General features: G+C 69.7%; 15 protein-coding genes, 1 tRNA gene and 1 pseudogene. 9 read left to right on the top strand and 8 right to left on the bottom strand.

The genetic code is table 11. The annotated features are described in order from the left end of the window. Window positions 1–32: 32 nt before the first annotated feature. Window positions 33–509, top strand: a complete 477-nt coding sequence (locus ABD154_RS03275) for a MarR family winged helix-turn-helix transcriptional regulator (RefSeq protein WP_198500136.1) — start codon at window positions 33–35, stop codon at window positions 507–509. On the opposite strand, the gene ABD154_RS03270 is transcribed toward ABD154_RS03275, so the two are convergent. Next, window positions 494–988, bottom strand: a complete 495-nt coding sequence (locus ABD154_RS03270) for a VanZ family protein (RefSeq protein WP_232623790.1) — start codon at window positions 986–988, stop codon at window positions 494–496. The genes ABD154_RS03275 and ABD154_RS03270 overlap by 16 nt on opposite strands. A 91-nt stretch (window positions 989–1,079) precedes the next feature. Next, entirely contained in the window at window positions 1,080–1,637 is a 558-nt protein-coding gene (locus ABD154_RS03265) for a TetR/AcrR family transcriptional regulator (protein WP_232623789.1), read from the bottom strand. Window positions 1,638–1,722: 85 nt separating this feature from the next. Here ABD154_RS03265 and ABD154_RS03260 point away from each other — a divergent pair, with 85 nt between their 5' ends. Further along, window positions 1,723–2,175: an anthrone oxygenase family protein gene (locus tag ABD154_RS03260; RefSeq protein ID WP_344250018.1), complete on the top strand. Its 453-nt coding sequence runs from the start codon at window positions 1,723–1,725 to the stop codon at window positions 2,173–2,175. A 27-nt stretch (window positions 2,176–2,202) separates the two neighbouring features. On the opposite strand, the gene ABD154_RS03255 is transcribed toward ABD154_RS03260, so the two are convergent. The 5 genes and pseudogenes from ABD154_RS03255 to ABD154_RS03235 form a co-directional block, all read right to left on the bottom strand. Continuing rightward, entirely contained in the window at window positions 2,203–3,288 is a 1,086-nt protein-coding gene (locus ABD154_RS03255) for an NAD(P)-dependent alcohol dehydrogenase (protein WP_344250016.1), read from the bottom strand. A gap of 102 nt (window positions 3,289–3,390) precedes the next feature. Then, window positions 3,391–5,195, bottom strand: a pseudogene (locus tag ABD154_RS03250) (bifunctional 3'-5' exonuclease/DNA polymerase). A 60-nt stretch (window positions 5,196–5,255) separates the two neighbouring features. Next, entirely contained in the window at window positions 5,256–6,485 is a 1,230-nt protein-coding gene (locus ABD154_RS03245) for a PQQ-binding-like beta-propeller repeat protein (RefSeq protein ID WP_198500133.1), read from the bottom strand. 105 nt (window positions 6,486–6,590) lie between these two features. Beyond that, window positions 6,591–7,115, bottom strand: coding sequence for an anthrone oxygenase family protein (locus tag ABD154_RS03240; RefSeq protein WP_198500132.1), 525 nt, complete (start codon window positions 7,113–7,115; stop codon window positions 6,591–6,593). Then, window positions 7,112–8,008, bottom strand: coding sequence for an NmrA family NAD(P)-binding protein (locus tag ABD154_RS03235; RefSeq protein WP_198500131.1), 897 nt, complete (start codon window positions 8,006–8,008; stop codon window positions 7,112–7,114). The genes ABD154_RS03240 and ABD154_RS03235 overlap by 4 nt, the downstream gene beginning before the upstream one ends. Window positions 8,009–8,208: 200 nt before the next feature. On the opposite strand from ABD154_RS03235, the gene ABD154_RS03230 reads away from it, so the two are divergent. Continuing rightward, a complete protein-coding gene (locus ABD154_RS03230; RefSeq protein ID WP_232623788.1) occupies window positions 8,209–9,291 on the top strand; it encodes an AraC family transcriptional regulator in 1,083 nt (360 codons plus the stop codon). Between the two features lie 193 nt (window positions 9,292–9,484). Here the strand turns inward: ABD154_RS03230 and ABD154_RS03225 are convergent. After that, window positions 9,485–9,571 (bottom strand) — tRNA-Leu (locus ABD154_RS03225). A gap of 491 nt (window positions 9,572–10,062) precedes the next feature. On the opposite strand from ABD154_RS03225, the gene ABD154_RS03220 reads away from it, so the two are divergent. Genes ABD154_RS03220 through ABD154_RS03195 form a run of 6 tightly spaced genes read left to right on the top strand, consistent with a single transcriptional unit; the run spans window position 10,063 to window position 17,797 of the window. Then, window positions 10,063–10,917 (top strand): DUF3662 and FHA domain-containing protein, encoded by an 855-nt coding sequence (locus ABD154_RS03220; RefSeq protein ID WP_344250010.1) that lies wholly within the window; start codon window positions 10,063–10,065, stop codon window positions 10,915–10,917. Then, entirely contained in the window at window positions 10,914–11,459 is a 546-nt protein-coding gene (locus ABD154_RS03215; RefSeq protein WP_344250008.1) for an FHA domain-containing protein FhaB/FipA, read from the top strand. The genes ABD154_RS03220 and ABD154_RS03215 overlap by 4 nt, the downstream gene beginning before the upstream one ends. Further along, window positions 11,456–12,910: a PP2C family protein-serine/threonine phosphatase gene (locus tag ABD154_RS03210; RefSeq protein ID WP_344250006.1), complete on the top strand. Its 1,455-nt coding sequence runs from the start codon at window positions 11,456–11,458 to the stop codon at window positions 12,908–12,910. Before ABD154_RS03215 ends, ABD154_RS03210 begins: the two co-directional genes overlap by 4 nt. Continuing rightward, window positions 12,910–14,523: an FtsW/RodA/SpoVE family cell cycle protein gene (locus tag ABD154_RS03205; protein WP_344250004.1), complete on the top strand. Its 1,614-nt coding sequence runs from the start codon at window positions 12,910–12,912 to the stop codon at window positions 14,521–14,523. Before ABD154_RS03210 ends, ABD154_RS03205 begins: the two co-directional genes overlap by 1 nt. Then, a complete protein-coding gene (locus tag ABD154_RS03200; RefSeq protein ID WP_344250002.1) occupies window positions 14,520–15,989 on the top strand; it encodes a peptidoglycan D,D-transpeptidase FtsI family protein in 1,470 nt (489 codons plus the stop codon). Before ABD154_RS03205 ends, ABD154_RS03200 begins: the two co-directional genes overlap by 4 nt. Next, window positions 15,986–17,797 carry a protein kinase domain-containing protein gene (locus tag ABD154_RS03195; protein WP_344250000.1) on the top strand — a complete coding sequence of 604 codons (1,812 nt, stop codon included), beginning with the start codon at window positions 15,986–15,988 and terminating at the stop codon, window positions 17,795–17,797. Before ABD154_RS03200 ends, ABD154_RS03195 begins: the two co-directional genes overlap by 4 nt. Window positions 17,798–17,892: the final 95 nt, after the last annotated feature.

Here is a 17,892-nt window from a genome sequence, read left to right as displayed (position 1 = left end):
CTGACATTCCCACCGTATGTCAGAATATTGACATGAGTCAAGAGAGTCCTCGCCTCGAATCGCTGATCGGGTATCAGCTCAAGCACGTGCAGTCTCTGCTGAAGTCGCGGATGGACGAAGTCCTCCGACCGCTCGGCCTCTCGACGCCGCAGTACGCGTGCCTCGAGCTGCTCGAGCGCAGCCCTGGCGCATCGAATTCGGAGCTCGCCCGCGGCGCGTTCGTCACCCGGCAGGCGATGAACACGCTGCTGCGCGGCCTGCAGGATCGCGACCTCGTCACCCGACCCGACACCGTCGAGTCGGGGCGAGCCCGGCCGACGACGCTGACTGCCGACGGGCAGACCCTGCTCGCTCAGGCGTCGAGACTGGTCGAGGGGATCGAGGAGCGCATGGTCGCCGGCCTCGACCAGGCGGGGCGGAAGCGCCTCGGCGCGGCACTCGACACCTGCATCGATGCCCTCGAGGGACCGGCAGACCCCTCACAGAAGCCGCCTCACCGCACGACGTAGTCGACGGGCTCCTTCTCGGTGCGCGGGGGCCAGATGAGCATGACCAGCAGCGCGAGAGCGGCTCCGAGGCCGGCGCCGAGCGTGTTCGTCACAAGGTCGCTGACGGTGCCGAACCGCGTGGGCGAGAGCAGGGTGAGCTGGGTGCCTTCGATGAGGCACGTGAAGACGAGACCCGCGACCCAGCCGATCCACCAGCGCCGCGGGCCGAGCTGCAGGGCGAGGAGGAAGCCGAACGGGACGAAGAGTCCGACGTTGGCGAGCTTCTCGAGCGTCACGTAGTCGATCCAAGCCGTCGACTCGTGGGAGGCGAGGAAGGCGAGGAGACGCGCGATGAACGAGTCGGGGCCCGTGTCGAGCTGCTGCGGGGTGAGCGTGACGAGCGCGATGAACGCGGTGTAGAGGATGAGCAGACCGAGCGGCACCGTGCGCAGGCGCTGCCGGTATCCGCTCATCGTCTGCCGCCCGTCAACTGTCATCATTGTCATCTGTCATCACTGTCATCCGTCATCACCGTCAACGATAGCGATCTCGCCGAGGCGGGACTCCCAGCCGTCTCGCCGACGCCCAGCCTCACGGGAACCGTGCGGTCAGCTCCCCGATGCGCCGAGTGCGGTCCTCGATCTTCATCCGCCCGGCCGCCTCGAGCAGGCTCATGCCGTGGAGCGCACTCCAGAACACCTCGGCGGCAGTGTCGTCGCCGATCACCTCGGCGAGCACGGTGAAGGCGCCGCGCAGCTCCGGTTCGTTGCCCTCCTCGGCGAAGCGCGCACCGATCGGCTGCGCGAACATGGCCTCGTAGACGGCAGGGTGGTCCCCAGCGAAGTCGAGGTAGGCCCCGGCAAGCGCGTCGACGGCCGAGGCGTCCGCTGCCTGCTCGACCGCGGCAGCGCACCGCAGTCGCAGCTCGACGAATCCCTCGAGAGCGACCGCGCGCATGATCTCCGTCTTGCCGCCGCGGAAATGGCCGTAGAGCACCGGCTGCGAATAGCCGATCGCCTCGGCGAGACGACGCGTCGTCACCGCCGCCCACCCCTCGGCCTCCGCGCGGTCACGGGCGGCGACGAGAATCGCCGCGCGGCGCGCGGACGTCCGCGTCTCCGCCTGTTCCGCCTTCGACGACTTCGCCACCACGACTCCCTTCTTGCGCTCTCGCCCGACCCGCCCTATTCTAGCAGTGCTAGATATTCTAGCGCCGCTAGATGAAGGACTCATCATGGAACCGTTCACTGCCGTCGTCGCAATCGTCGTCATCGGCCTGCTCGTCGGGATCGAGGCGGCCGTCGCCTTCGCGCTCCATCCGGTGCTCCTCCGCCTGCCGGCCGGACCTGCGATCGCCGGCCGCGCCGATGGGGCGCGCCTGCTCGGACGGACGATGCCGATTCTCTACATCGGCTCGCTCGTCGTCACGGTCGTGCTCTCCGTGCTCCTGTGGGGACGGCCCGAAGCCGCCCTGCTCGGCGTCGCGGCAGCGCTGCTCGTCGTCAGCGTCGTCGTGTCCACCGCCCTCCTCGTGCCGATCAACAACCGAACGAAGGCGTGGACGGCCGAGGACCACCCGGACGACTGGCGCGTGCAGATGCGGCGGTGGGACCGCCTTCACGTCGTCCGCGTCGCCGTCATCGTCGCCGCATTCGCCCTCGTGGCGACCGCGGCGACGATGCTCTGACGCGGCCGACCTCAGGAAGGCACAGCCTCAGTTCGAAGACGCAGCCTCGGCGGCGCTGAGCGAGGCGATGTCGATGACGGCGCGGAAGTAGACCTCACCGGCGACGACGCGGTCGTAGGTCGAGTCCGCCTCGGCGATGTCGATCGTCTTGATCTGCGCGGCGATGCCGTGCTCGGCGCAGAAGTCGAGCATCTCCTGGGTCTCGGCGATGCCGCCGATGTTCGACCCGGCGAGCACCTTGCCGCCGCCGATGAGCGATCCGAAGGAGAGCTCCTGCTTGGTCGGCGGCAGTCCGACGACGGCCATGACACCGCGTGGTGCGAGCAGACGCAGGTACCGATCGACGGGGATGTCGGCGCTGATCGTGTTGAGGATGAGGTCGAACTCGCCGCGGTGCTCGGAGAAGAAGTCCTCGTCGGTCGTCGCGAGCATCCGCTGCGCCCCGAGGTCGATGGCGAGCTGCTCCTTCTTGCGGCTGCGGGAGAGCACGGTGACCTCGGCGCCCATAGCCGCCGCGATCTGGACGCCCATGTGCCCGAGACCGCCGAGCCCGAGGACGGCGACCTTCTTCGGCGCCCCGGCCTTCTTCTCTCCCGCGCCCCAGCGGTTGAGCGGCGCGTAGGTCGTGATGCCGGCGCAGAGCAGCGGGGCGGCCACGTCGAAGTCGAGGCCGTCGGGGATGCGGAGGACGAAGCGCTCGTTGACGACGACCTTCTCCGCATACCCGCCCTGGGTGATGGTGCCGTCGACGTCGGTCGAGTTGTACGTGCCGACGTTGCCGCGCAGGCAGTTCTGCTCCTGGTCGGCGAGGCATTCGACGCATTCGCCGCACGAGTCGACGAGGCAGCCGACCCCCACGCGGTCGCCGACCTTCCAGTCGGTGACGTCGGCGCCGACGGCGGAGACGACTCCGGCGATCTCGTGGCCGACGACGAGTGGGAAGTCGACCTCGCCCCATTCGTTGCGGACGGTGTGGATGTCGCTGTGGCAGATGCCGGCGGCTCGGATGTCGATGACGACGTCGTCGGGACGCGGGTCGCGGCGCTCGATCTCCGCGACGCGGAAGGGCTCCGCGGGCCCGGTCTTCTGCAGTGCCTTGACGGTGATTGCCATGGGTGACCTCCGGTGTGTGCAACGGCGTGGTGCTGATCTGGGGACACCCTACATCGTGCCCCTGACGTGACGATGACCGGCGCCCGGACACCAGGCGCCTTGTCACTTCGCGGCGGCGCGCTCTCCGATCGTCAGGTCGAGCGGGAAGTCGACGGGAGCGTCGCCGAAGAGCAGTCGTCCCGCCGAGGCGGCCGCCTCCCTGATCGCCTCGGCCGCAGCGTCGGCCTGCGCTGCCGGGGCGTGGACGATGACCTCGTCGTGGAGGAAGAAGACGAGGTGGGCGCGCCCGGCGAACACCGGTCCGGAGGCGTCGGCCCGTCCCTCGTCGAGCTCCGGGAGGCGCGCGAGGCGCAGACGCAGATCGGCGAGCCACGCGAGCGCCCATTCCGCGGCGGTGCCCTGCACGACGAAGTTGCGGGTGAAGCGCCCCAGTCCCCTGCGGCTCGCCTCGCCCGGTTCTCATCGGCCGGGGTCGCATCGAACGCATTCGCCTGCGCCTGCACCTGCCGCCAGCCGTCACTCGGCGCCGGGGACGACCGTCCCAGCCAGGTGGTGACGATCCCGCCGCTCAGTCCCGCCTCGGCGGCGGTGTCGACGAGGCGCATCGCCGCAGGGAAGGAGGTGCGCAGGCGGGGGACGAGCCGGCCGGCCTCCCCCGTCGTCGATCCGTACATCGCCCCGAGGACGGCGATCTTCGCCTCCTGCCGGGTCGCGACGATCCCCTCGTCGACGAGTCCGGAGTAGAGGTCGCGGCCGCGCCCGGCCTCGGCCATCGCCCGGTCGCCGGACATCGCGGCGAGCGCCCGGGGCTCGAGCTGGGAGACGTCGGCGGAGATGAGGGTCCACCCGTCGTCGGCGCGCAGGGCCGGGCGCAGCTGCCGGGGGATCTGCAGCGCCCCACCGCCGCTGGCCGCCCAGCGACCGGTGACGACGCCGCCGGGCACGTAGACGGGTCGGTACCGGCCCTCGCTCACCCATTCGGCGAGCCAGTGCCAGCCGTTGGCCGAGAGCAGCCGGCCCATCCTCTTGTAGCGCAGCAGCGGTTCGATCGCCGGGTGGTCGGATTCGGCGAGCTCCCACTTCGACGTCGAGGACACGTTGATCCCGGCGTTGCGCAGGGAGGCGAGCAGGCGGGTCGGGGAATCGAGGTTCGCGCGGGGATCGTCGAGGGCGGCCCGGACCTCCTCGGCGACGGCGAGCATCTTCGCCGGCTTCGCGCCCGCAGCCGGCTTCTCGCCGAGGAGGTCCGTGAGGATCCGCTCATGCTCGGTGACGTCCCACGGCACTCCGGCCGCGTGCATCTCCGCGGCGACGAGGCCACCGGCCGATTCCGCGGCGAGCAGGAGGCGCAGGCGTCCCGGGTCGGTCGCCGTCGTCAGCGCCGCCTGCTGCCGGGCGAATTCGGCGAGGGCGGCGTCGATGTCATGGGGCACCTCCTTCGGGCGGCCACGGCCGCCGGCGACGTCGAAGAGGGTCTCCGCCTGCCCGACGGCGGGGGCGGTGACGGGTCCCGCATCCCACTCCTCGGCGGCCCGCAGCGCCGTGGGCTCGGTGACGAGTTCTGAGCGGACGAGGATCGCATGAGCGAGCCTGAGGTCGTGGGCGCGGTCGATGCGCACCCCGGCCGCGAGCAGCGCCGGGGACCACTTGGGGGTGTCGCTGAGCACCCACCTCGGTGCGGGGGCGGGGCGCGCGCCAGAGGCACCGGGCGATCGGGCACTGCGCTCACGGGCACGGACGAGGTCGGGAACGGCCGCCTCGGCGAGGTCGGTTCGGGCGATCTCCGCCCCGGACGCGTCGAGATCGACGACGGTGACCGTGCCGTCGTCGCCCGGACCCGCCTGTTCGTTCCGGCGCGCGGCACCGATGACGGACCACGCGATCGACGGCGCGGTCTCACTCGGCATGGGTCAACCCTACTGCGCGCCGCTGACACGGGGATCGCGCACCGCCTCGGCGAGAGCTGACTAGACCTCGCCGGGGAGGAGCACCGAGGTCCCCGATTCTCCCCGGATGACGATGAGCCCCGATTCGATCCGCAGCTCCGAGAACCCCAGCGGCCAGGACGCGACCTGTTCGCCGGCGTCGTCGATGAGGACGAGTCCGTCGGGAGTGCCGGGGAAGAGGAGCAGCGAGCCGTCGGCGCTCACACCCTGGAGAATGATGAGGCTGTCGGGCAGCTCGGCGATCTCACCGGAGCGCGTGAAGATGCGACGTTGGGCGTCCTCGGTGAGCGCGGGGGTCCCCGTCGCATCGACGCCGACGACGGTTCCGGCCTGCCGGTGGTCGGACAGGGGGAACGTCACGCCCTCACGGGGCTGCGGGACGAAGGTGTACTGCGAGACGCCCGTCGTGCGGTCGACCTCGCGACCGTCGAGGTCGACGAAGGCGTACTCGGGGTCGGTCTCCTGGATCTTCTCCACATATCCGTCGCTGGCCCACGTGATCCAGTCGGGCCGGGTGACGGCGGTCGACAGCCTCACCTCGCCGGATTCGAGGTCGAGAACGGTGATCCGCTTGCCCCGCTGGTTCGTCACCCCGAGGAGATCGTCGGCGAGGACGGTCACCTCGGAGCCGGCGGCGACGGGACTGCGCCACACCTCGCTCCCCTTCTTCTCGCCTGTGCCCATGTCGAGTCCGACGAGGTCCTCGACGCCCGTCCGGACGACGACACGGGTGCCGGCCCAGGCCACCGGCTGAGCGCTCGCGACCTCGGGTCCCAACCCCATGGCCTGCCGCTCGGTTCCCGTGGCCGGATCGACGAGGCTCCAGGCGCGCATCCCCGATTGCCACCGGCTCCCGACGACGACCGTCGCCGCGGACGCGGCAGGGACCGACGAGTCCGGGTCCCCGGGCAGCAGTGCGCCCTGCCCGCAGGTCGCATCGTCGATCTCCCAGAGGAGCTGACCGCCGCGTAGCTGTCTGCCCATCACTGTCGAGTCCCCGCCGACCCCGCGCTCGACCTCGATCGCCATGTCGTCGGTCACCGCGCACACCTCGTTCGCCGTCGCGTACTGCGCGTCAAACCCGGCCGCGTACGCATCAGTGAGCCACGCGCCCTCACCCCCCTGCGGACTCAGCTGCACCTGCGCCTCAGGCGGCAGGTCCGAATCGTCCGACGACGAGGCTGTGCAGGCGGTCAGTGTCAGACCGAGCACGGCGGCGAGCGCGATTGCGGCGGAACGGATCGAGGTCATGAAAGCGAATCTATGCCCGGTCGCGGCCCGAGGGGTGTTCATCCTGTTCCGGTTCGGCAACAGCCGGGTCGGGAGCTGGGGCCCTGCATCCGGGGCTGGGGCGCGTCATCCGAGGGCGAGCGCGGCTGCGAGCGCGAAAACCGACAGCGTCGACGTCAGCGTGCGCGCGAGGTTCGCGCGGTTCCACCGGGTCTCGAACGTCACGCGGGCCGCCTGCTGCTGTCCGAATGTGTCGATTGGCGCACGGTCGAGACCCTGGTTGAGTGGAACACTGACGGCGGCGGTGATGAGGAAGGAGACCACCGAGGCGGCCGCCCCGATCCACAGCAGCGCCGTTCCCACCGGGTCGGAGGCGATTCCGAGCCCTCCCGGTTCGACCTTGATCCTCAGCGTGCCCGTCACGGCAGCGGCCACCGCGGTGAGCGGGGCGCCGACGAAGACGACGAGGAATGTCGGGCGGAGGATCACTGAGTTGATCGCACGGAATCCGCGGACGAACTCTCCGTCGTCGAGTCTCCGATAGGCGGGTGAGACCGCGCAGACGAACGCGAAGAACAGCCCGGCGAGCAGTCCGTTCGTCAGCGTCGCCGCCACGAGGAGTCCGGTGATCATGAGGACACCGGTGATCATGACGGCGCGCCCGCGTCGGAAGCGTGCCCGACGAGTCCCGCGATCGTCTCCTCGACCGTCGTCGTCACCGTGATGCTCCGGTCGCCCCGCGGGGCGAGGAGACCCGCGGCATCGGCACGGTAGAGCTCGGCAAGACTGTCGGCGACGTGGGGAGCGAACCCGACCGCGGTGAGCGCGGGCGCCCACGCTGCCTCGGGGACGATCTCGACGGTGAGCGCGCGACCGAGGGCACGACCGAGCACCTCGGCGACGTCCCGTTCGGACCGGGAAGGCCCGATGATGTCGACGGCCTCGCTCGACGGCGGCGGGGCGAGCAGCGCGCGGGCGGCGACCGCGCCGAGGTCACGGGTCGCGACCATCGGCACGGGCGCCTCGGCGGTGGGCGCGAACACCGGGTAGGTGCCGGTCTCCCGGGCGAGGTCGATGACGTCGGAGACCTTCTCCTGGAAGTGGCCGGACCGGAGGGCCGTCAGCGTCGTCCCCGTCTCGCCCAGTGCCCGTTCGAGACGGTGGAGTCCGGTGATCGGGCCGGTGCCCGCGGCGAGGTCGGCGCCACCGGAGGAGAGCATGACGACGTGGGGAACGCCCGCCTCGGCGACGGCTCCGGCGATCGCGTCGCTGAGCAGCTCGGCATGGGCGTTGAGGTCGGCGGCGCCGAGGTCGAACGGCAGCAGAGCGAAGAACCCTGCGGCCCCGGTCAGGGCGGCGGTCAGCCCTGCGCGGTCGGTGAGGTCGACCGTCGCGGTCTCGGCTCCGGCCTGACGCCACGGTGCGGTGTCGGCCTCCCGGCGGACGAGGACGCGGACCTCGGCGCCGACGTCGGCGTCGGCGTCGAGGAGAGTGTGGGCGGTGGCGGATCCGACGTGTCCGGTGGCTCCTGCGATGACGAACATGGTGGACTCCTTCTCTACTGCTTCTCTACTACGGTGGCTGATCTGTTGGAGTGGCTGAACTGTCTGCCTCTCCGACGCTACGGACGTCGTCTCGGACACTCCATGCCCGAACGGCCGCACTTCTTGCTCGATCGTCCGAACGAGTCGGTTGATCGAATCGAGCCCTGGTCGCCGCGGGCGGGCTGTGACACGATGCCGTCATGATGAGCGCACCGGAGGGCGCCGCTCCCGCGATGCGGGCAGCGAGGGCGTCGGCTCCCGAAACACCGGCACCGCGGAGGCGACCGGCGGCCGGTCGGGCCGTTGAGGCGCCCGGCGGGGAGGATCGGCTCGCCCGGGTGCTCGGCACCCTGCGGATGCGCTCGACGTTCTGCTCCCACTCCGAGTTCGGTGACCCGTGGTCGCTCGAGATGCCCGCGATCGCCGACTCCGTGAGCTTCCACGTCCTCGTCGCCGGGTCGTGCTGGCTGCGCCTGCCCGGGGAGGACGCCGTCGAGCTCGCCGCCGGTGACCTCGCGCTCGTCCCGCACGGGCGCGGTCACGATCTCCTCAGCGATCCCGCGGCCCCGCGCGGACCGCGCGTCGATCTCCTGCCGCAGGAGTACCTCGGCGAGAGCTACTCCGTCCTCCGGTACGGGGGCGCGGGCCCGACGACGCGGCTGATCTGCGGGATCGTCGGTTTCGATGATCCGGCCGCCCGGCAGCTCGTCCGCAGCCTGCCGGCAATCCTGCGGGTCAGCGGGGATGAGGCGGGCGTCGCCTCCTCGGTGCGCGACACCCTCCGGCTCATCGCCGCCGAGCTCGCGCATCCGCAGCCGGGAGCGGAGACCGTGGCGACGCGGTTGGCCGATGTCCTCGTCGTCCAGGCGATCCGGTCGTGGATGAACTCCGACGCCGAGGCGGGCGCCGGGTGGCTGCGCTCCCTGCGGGATGAGCGCATCGGCCGGGTCATCGAGGCGATCCATGACGGTCCCGGTGAGGAGTGGACGCTCGAGCGCCTCGCACGGGTCGCGGGGATGTCGCGGTCCTCGTTCAGCGCCCGGTTCACCGACCTCGTCGGCGAGGCCCCGATCGCCTACCTCACGCGGTGGCGGATGGCCATCGCCCAGTCGCGGCTGCGGGACACCGAGGTCACGGCGGCGACGCTCGCGGGCGAGCTCGGCTACCGCTCGGAGGCCGCGTTCAACCGCGCGTTCACCCGAATCGTCGGGTCGACCCCCGGCGCGGTGCGACGACAGGGGTCGCAGGGAGCGGCGGAGCGCGACGTCGAACCGCTGTCATGAGTGCACGCCAGGTTTGCGCCGGTTGAGTGGTGGCCAATTGAAGCTGAGATGGCCAGTACCGGACCTGGCCATCTCAGCTTCGACTGGCGCACGCGCTCGCGGGACGGGTGATGCGGGGCGGACAGGAAGCCGGCAGGCATGCGAAGAGCCCCTCACCTGACCCTGATCGGGCCGGTGAGGGGCTCATGTTCGCTGGTGCGCGAGGGGGGACTTGAACCCCCACGACCTTGCGATCACTGGCACCTGAAGCCAGCGCGTCTACCAATTCCGCCACTCGCGCGAACAAGAGAAGACTTTATCATCGCCGCGCGGATTTCAAGAAACTCAGAAGGCCCGTGAACCCGCGAAGTCCGGCAAAAACGACCGAAATCCCCGCAGAAACCTCCGAAAAGTGGCGACCTTCACACTTTCGCCACCGCGATGCCCCCGCACCCCGCCGCCGCGATGCCCCCGCACCCCGCCACCGTCATGCCCCCGCACCCCGCCACCCCACCCCGCCGCCGCGCTCCACTCCCCCGCCAGCGACGGACCGCTCAACGCGTCCTGCCAGGCTGAACGCGCACAGTGAATCCCCGCCGAGGTGCGCCCCGAGATCGCGCAGGACGTGAGATGAGAGCGCCTCCGCGTTAGGATTGGGTGTTGGTGTACCCGAAACGGCGCCTCGCGCCGGATACGGTCACGCCCACGCGAAAGAGCAGTGCAGACCATGTGCCCACGTTCTGGCCGACCGCCCGAACACGAGACAGACGATGCCGAACCGGAGGAGGTGCCATGGGAATTCTCGATCGCTTCGAGAAGGGACTGGAGAACGTCGTCAACGGCGCCTTCGCGAAGGCCTTCCGCTCCCAGGTCGAACCCGTCGAACTCGGCGGGGCCCTGCGCCGCGAAGCCGACAACAAGGCAGCCGTCGTCTCCCGCGGACGCACCCTGACGGCGAATCACTACACGATCGAGCTCTCACCCGCCGACTTCGAGCGCCTCTCCGGCATCGAGACCGAACTGCGGGCCGATCTCCGTCAGGTCATCGGCGACCACGCGATCGAGCAGGCGTACAGCTTCGTCGGGCCGGTGTCCGTCGACTTCGTCGAGGCCGACGACCTCGACACGGGCATGTACCGCGTCGTCTCGAGCACCCAGCGCCCCGACGGGTCGCCGGCGGCTCAGCCGGCCAACCGCGGCGGCTACGATCCGGTCTCCCGCTCCCACAACATCGTCGAACCGGCCCCGGCGTCGTCTTCCCGTCCCGTGCCGCAGCGCCAGGCCGCGCCGCGGCGCTCGAGCGAGCCCGCCAGGTCGGCGACCCCGATCCGCCAGGCCGCCCCGGCCCGGCAGCGCACGATCAAGGCGAGCGTCGACATCAACGGACAGACCTACCCCCTGCGTCAGGGCAGCAACGTCTTCGGACGCTCGTCGAACAGCTCGGACTTCGTCATCGACGACCCCGGTGTCTCGCGCCGCCACTTCGAGATCGTCGTCGAGGGCGACCATGCCGTCGCCAACGACCTCGGCTCGACGAACGGCACGCTGCTCCACGGACGCAAACTGACCTCCGCCAACCTCAGCAACGGTGATGTGCTCACGGCAGGCGATGCCGATGTGCGCTACACCGAACAGGACACTCTGTGAGCGAATTCACCGTCACCGTCTTCCGGTTCGCGTTCTTCGTCATCCTCTGGCTCTTCGTCTTCGGGGTGGCAGGCGTGCTCAGGCGGGACATCTTCGGCGCGCGGCGCGGACCCCGCAAGTCGAAGAAGAACAAGGCCGCGCGGGGCTCCTCGCGCCAGTCCGCCCCCGCCCAAAACCAGCAGGCGCAGAACCAGACCCAGAACCGCCCGGCCCAGCAGCCGCCGGCGCCCTCGCGTCCGGTGCCGCGGGCGAATCCCGGCTCGATCCGGGTGACGGCCGGTCCGATGGCCGGCACCTCGCTCATCCTCTCCGGGGCACCCGTGACCTTCGGGCGCGCGCCGGACAACACGATCGTCATCGACGACGACTTCGCCTCGAGCCACCACGCCCGCATCATCGCGCGGAACGGCGCCTGGGTGCTCGAGGACCTCAGCTCGACGAACGGCACGTTCGTCGACGGCTCGCGCATCACCGCCCCGTTCGACCTGGGCATCGGCACTCAGATCACCATCGGACATACGACGTTGGAGACCCAATCGTGACGACCGACGGAACGATCACCCTTCGCTCCGCAGCCCGGTCCCACACCGGGCTCGTGCGCAAGAACAACCAGGACTCCGGGTATGCGGGTCCCAACTTCCTCCTCATCGCCGACGGCATGGGCGGGCACGCCGGCGGTGACGTCGCCTCGGCGATCACCGTCGCCCGCCTCGCCGAACTCGACCGCGAGACCGGGGGCGAGGACGCCCTCGAGATCCTCCGCACCTCGATCCTCGACGCCAACGACCGCATCTGCCGCGGCGTCGCCGAACAGCCCGAACTCGCCGGCATGGGCACGACCGTCACCGCCCTCCTGCGCGCGCCGGGCAACCGCTTCGCACTCGCCCACATCGGCGACTCCCGCGGATACGTCTACCGCGACGGCGAACTCCACGCCGTCACCCACGACCACACCTTCGTCCAGATGCTCGTCGACGAGGGCCGCATCACCGCCGAGGAAGCCGACACCCACCCGCAGCGCTCCGTCGTCATGAAGGTCCTCGGCGACGTCGGCACGTCCCCTGACCTCGACCTCTCCCTGCGCGAGGCCCACGTCGGCGACCGCTGGCTGCTCTGCTCCGACGGCCTCACCGGGTTCGCCGACATCGGTGACATCACCCGGGTCCTCGCCGAGGTGGCCGACCCCGACGAGGCCTGCCGCCAGCTCATCGACCTCGCTCTGGCCGGGGGCGGCGCCGACAACGTCACCGTCGTCATCGGCGACGTCATCGAGGGCACCGTCGAGACCGCCCAGGGCAAGTCCGTGGGCTCCGTCCACCTCAACCCGCAGTACGCGACGATCGGCACCCGCCCGGAAGGCGACGGCGCGACCGCGCAGCACGACTTCGCGAACACCGATATCCCCACCGATACCGTGCCCCTGCAGACCGTGACCGATGCCGGGTCCGGTGATTCCGGGCAGGAACCCACCGCCGAGGTGCCCGCCGGGTCCGTGCGGACGCTGACCGAGGACGAGACCGAGGATGCGGCCGAGTCCGACGAGGACGACGAGCCTGAGGACGTCGAGAATCGCTCCTACCTCGGGTGGATCATCGCCGCCATCGTCATCATCGCCCTCGCCGTGGCCGGCTTCTTCGCCTACAACTACATCAACAACCACTACTACCTGACGAACGAGAACGGCCAGGTCACGCTCTACCGCGGGCTCGACACGACGCTCGGCCCCATCGAGCTCAGCCGTCTCGAGGACACCACCGACATCCAGGTCGACTCGCTCAACAGCTTCTCCCAGGACCGGCTGCGCAGCTCGATCCAGGCCGACTCCCGCGAAGAGGCGGACCGGATCATCGACAATCTCCGTCGGGAGGCCGAGAGCGCCGGCACCGTCTCCGGGAACGCCGAGGATGCGACCGCGCCGAGCGATCCCGCCCCCTCCCCGCCGAACGGGCAGAGCGCCGAACCCAGTGACGCGATCACTGAGGAGTCGCAGTGATGTCAGACTCCGTCTCCCAGGCAGCCCGGCCCAGGCCCTACCGCCTGGCCGAGCTCGGGCTCATCATCCTGGCGATCGTCGCCTCGACGAGTGCCTACGCGCTCGTCGGGCTCGGCGTCGATGATGCCATGCCGACCGACATCTACGGCTATATGGCGTGGCTGACGGCTCTCGCCCTCCTCATCCACATCGTCGTGTGGTGGAAGGCGAAGTACGCCGACCCCGTCCTCGTGCCCATCGCCGTCCTCCTCAACGGACTCGGCCTGGCGATGATCCACCGCGTCGACCTCGGTCGCGTGGAGTTCCTCGACAGCGCCACCCAGCAGCTCATCTGGATGACGCTCGGAGTGGGTCTCGCGATCGCCGTGCTCATCGTCCTCCGCGACCACCGCTGGCTGCGCCGCTACACCTACGTCTCGGGCTTCCTCGCCCTATTCTTCCTCCTGCTGCCCCTCATTCCGGGCCTCGGCAGGACGATCAACGGCGCCCGCATCTGGATCGGCATCGGACCGCTGTCGTTCCAGCCCGGTGAGGTCGCGAAGATCCTGCTCGCGATCTTCTTCGCCGGCTACCTCGTCGCCTACCGCGATCAGCTCGTGCTCGCGGGCCCGAAGATCCTCGGCATCCGCTTCCCGCGGCTGCGCGACTTCGGCCCCATCGTCATCGCGTGGATCGCCAGCGTCGGCGTCCTCGTCTTCGAACGCGACCTCGGCACCTCGCTCCTCTTCTTCGGCCTCTTCGTCGCCATGCTCTACGTCGCGACCTCGAAGGTCTCGTGGATCATCATCGGCATGTCCTTCTTCGCCGCCGGCGCCGTCCTCGCGACCCTGCTCTTCTCCCACGTCCAGCAGCGCATCGACGGTTGGCTCAATGCGCTCACTGCCGAGGAGTACAACAAGACGCCGGGCGGGTCCTACCAGCTCGTCCAGGGTCTGTTCGGGATGGCCAACGGCGGTCTCGTCGGCACCGGACTCGGCGAGGGCCGACCGAACATGGTCCCCTACGCGGAATCCGACTTCATCTACGCGAGCTTCGGCGAGGAGCTCGGTATGGCCGGTCTCTTCGTCATCCTGCTCTGCTACCTCCTCATCTTCGAACGCGGCATCAGGACCGCGCAGAAGCTGCGCGACGGCTTCGGCACGCTGCTCGCCGCAGGACTGTCGTTCACGATCGCCCTCCAGGTCTTCGTCGTCGTCGGCGGGGTCACCCGCCTCATCCCGCTCACCGGTCTGACTACGCCGTTCCTCGCCCAGGGCGGCTCGTCCCTGGTCGCGAACTGGGTGATCATCGCCCTCCTGCTGCGGATGTCGGACAATGCCCGCCGCCCGGTCGATGAATTCCACACCGGCGTCCTCAAGATCACCGAGGACCCCGACTCCACGACCGCCTCGGCGCGCCGCCGGAAGAAGTCCGACGACGACGGCGACCAGGTCGACGCTGATCACCGGAACAACCCCGGCGACCGGATCAACCCCGCCGCCGATGAGTCGCCGACGACGGTCCACGCGACGACTCCCGCCGACGAGGCGGTCACGACGAACCTCAGCACCCGCCGCCCCAGCGGCCCCGACCAGCGCCCGACCGACGAGCCCTCCCAGGGAGGAGACCGATGAAGAAGTCGCTCACGCACATCGGAGTCGTCGGCTTCGTCATGTTCGCCCTGCTCTTCGGCTCGACGAGCTGGGTGCAGTTCGTCACCGCCGACTCCCTCAACGCCAACCCGCTCAACAACCGGCAGATCCTCGATCAGCTCTCGCGCGACCGCGGACCGATCCTCGTCGACGGCACGCCGATCGCCTATTCCGAGCCCGTCGACGACCGCTACCGGTTCCAGCGTCAGTACGGTTCGGACGGCCTCGACCCCCGTGCGTACGCGTCGATGACCGGGTACTACTCGATCGTCTCCGGTGCCTCGGGCATGGAGCGCGCCGCCGGTGACTACCTCTCCGGTGACTCCGACGCCCTCTTCTACGACAAGGTCGGCAGCTTCTTCACCGGTGAGCAGCCGCGCGGTGCCGCGGTCGAGCTCACCGTCGACCCCGACGTCCAGCAGGCGGCCTGGGACGGCCTCGGCAACCAGACCGGTGCGGCGGTCGCGCTCGACCCGAAGACCGGGAAGATCCTCGCGATGGCCTCGACGCCGGGCTGGGACCCCAACCCGATCGCCAGCCACAACCCGGACGAGGCGCGGTCGGCGTTCGAGCAGCTCAACAACGACCCGGAGAACCCGGCCTACAACCGCGCGATCGGCGGCAACCTCTACCCGCCCGGCTCGACCTTCAAGGTCCTCGTCGCGGCCGCCGCCCTCGAATCGGGCGACTACACGCCGGACTCGCGGCTCAACGGCCCGGCCACCCTCGATCTGCCGCAGACGACGGCGACGATCAGCAACTCGCACGCCGGGGCCTGCCGCGGCGGCGGTCGCCCCACCCTTGCGGAGTCGCTCGCCGAATCGTGCAACACGTCGTTCGCCTCGCTCGGCATGGATCTCGGTGAGGACGCGATCGCCGAGCAGGCCGCGAAGTTCGGCTTCGGCCAGGACCTCTCGATCCCGCTCACCGTGACCCCGTCGACGTTCCCCTCGGACCTCAACCCGCCGCAGCTCGCGCAGTCCTCGCTCGGCCAGTTCGAGGTGCGCTCGACGCCGATGCAGATGGCGATGATGACCGCCGGCATCGCCAACGACGGCAGAATGATGAAGCCGGAGCTCGTCAACCGCGTGCTCAACGCGAACACTCTCGAGCCGATCACGGAGACGAGGCCGACGGAGCTCTCGCGTCCCGTCTCCGGTCAGACGGCCGAAGAGCTCAATACGATTATGCAGGGCGTCGTCACCGACGGTACCGCCTCGGTGGCGCAGATCCCCGGCGTCCAGGTCGCGGCGAAGACGGGCACCGCCCAGCACGCGCAGGGTGCGGCCCCGCATGCGTGGTTCATCTCCTTCGCCCCTGCCGACGACCCGCAGATCGCGGTCGCGGTCGTCGTCGAGAACGGCGGCAACGCCGGCAATGAAGCTTACGGTGCGACGGTCGCAGGACCGATCGCCAAGGACATGATGGAAGCGGTGGTCGACAAATGAGGCCGAGTGAAGGCACTCAGCTGGGGAACCGGTACACTCTGACCTCGCGGATCGCCGTGGGCGGCATGGGCGAGGTGTGGAAGGGCGTCGACTCCGTGCTCGGACGCGAGGTCGCCGCAAAGATCCTCAAGGACGAATACCTCTCGGACTCGACGTTCCTCGCCCGCTTCCGCGCCGAGGCACAGAACATGGGCCGCGTCTCCGATCCCGGCATCGCCGGCGTCTACGACTACGGCGACGAGGACGGCTCGCCCTACCTCGTCATGGAGTACGTGCCCGGCGAACCCCTGTCGACGATCATCGAACGCAGCGCCCCGCTGTCCGAAGAGGACACGCTGAGCATCGTCTCGCAGGCCGCACAGGCGCTCGGCGCCGCGCACAAGGTCGGTGTCGTCCACCGCGACATCAAGCCCGGCAACATCCTCATGACCCCGGACTTCCGGGTGAAGATCACCGACTTCGGCATCGCCCGGGTCACCGACCAGGCGCCGCTGACGAAGACCGGTCAGGTCATGGGCACCGCCCAGTACCTCGCCCCCGAACAGGCCACCGGCAAGGGCTCGGGTCCCGGATCCGACCTCTACGCGCTCGGCATCATCGCCTACGAGGCGCTTGCCGGCCAGCGCCCCTTCACCGGGGACTCGCAGGTCGCGATCGCGATCGCCCAGGTCAACCAGCAGCACCCGCCGCTGCCGGACACGGTCTCCGAGCCGATGCGCCGATTCGTCGACTCCCTGCTCGAGAAGAAGCCCGAACGCCGGCCCGACGATGCGATGGCCGTGGCCAAGGCCGCCGAGGCGCTGGCCGTGGGCAACGTCGCCGCCGCCGAGGCCGCGCTGCCGCAGATGCGCCACGGCAATGCCGCATCGGAGGCGCTCACGCAGGTCTTCAACGACCCCGACCCGGTGCCTTCGACGCAGGTCCTGCCGACCACCTCGAGCAACGATGCGACCCGCGTCTACAGCGCCGACCAGCAGCCCGGCTACGGTCCGCCCACGGGAACCGGTTACAACCAGGCCGTCGCCGCGGGTGACCCGAACGATCCCAACGGCACCGATGATGAGCTGGAGAAGAAGCAGTCGAAGAAGGGCAGGGTCCTCATCTGGGTCCTCGCGATCCTCGCACTCATCGCCGTCGGGTCCCTCCTCTGGTACTTCCTCGGGCAGAACGGCGAGGAGCCGGCTCCCGCTCCGTCGACGAGTGCGACGACCTCGCAGGCGCCGCAGGAGATCGAGATCGACAGAAACGACTACATCGGGCAGTCCGAGTCCTCGGCGACGCAGAACCTCGAACGGCAGGGCCTGCGCGTCGACACGGAGACGATCGATTCCAACCGCGCCCAGGGCACCGTCGCCGATGTCGGCGAGGCCGACGGCGGCGGCTACACCTTCCAGGAGGGCGACACCGTCACCCTCTACATCTCCTCAGGACCTGCCGAGGAGCCGGCACCCGAGCCGACGCGGACGTCGCGGCCGAGCGAACCGAGCAGCGACTCCGGCTCGAATTCGGGGTCGGGCAGCGGTTCGAACTCGGGCTCCTCGTCCGACTCCGGGTCGTCGTCGAACTCGAACAGCGGATCCTCGTCGAACTCCGACTCCGGCGCGTCCTCGAATTCGGACAGCGGCTCCTCCTCGGACTCGAACTCAGGGTCGTCCTCGGAGTCGGGCTCGGAGAGCGGATCGTCAGCGAATTCCGGCAACGGCGCGAACTCGAATCCCGGGTCGAACCCGAACGGCGGATCCAACGCCAACGGCAACAACGGAAACGGCACGAACGCAGGCGCGGACTCCAGCGGAGACGAGGGTTAGCCGCCGAGGCGACTGGGACATGGGACGAGCGAAGAATAGTAATCTTGAGGAACTGCCCGGACTGCTCAACGCGTCCGGGTGACATACGCGGAGGA

The organism is Brevibacterium sanguinis (assembly GCF_039528855.1).
In the GTDB taxonomy this organism is placed as follows: domain Bacteria; phylum Actinomycetota; class Actinomycetes; order Actinomycetales; family Brevibacteriaceae; genus Brevibacterium; species Brevibacterium sanguinis.
The sequence above is the reverse complement of the archived record's forward strand: the minus strand, read 5'-3'. Positions and strand labels throughout refer to the sequence as shown.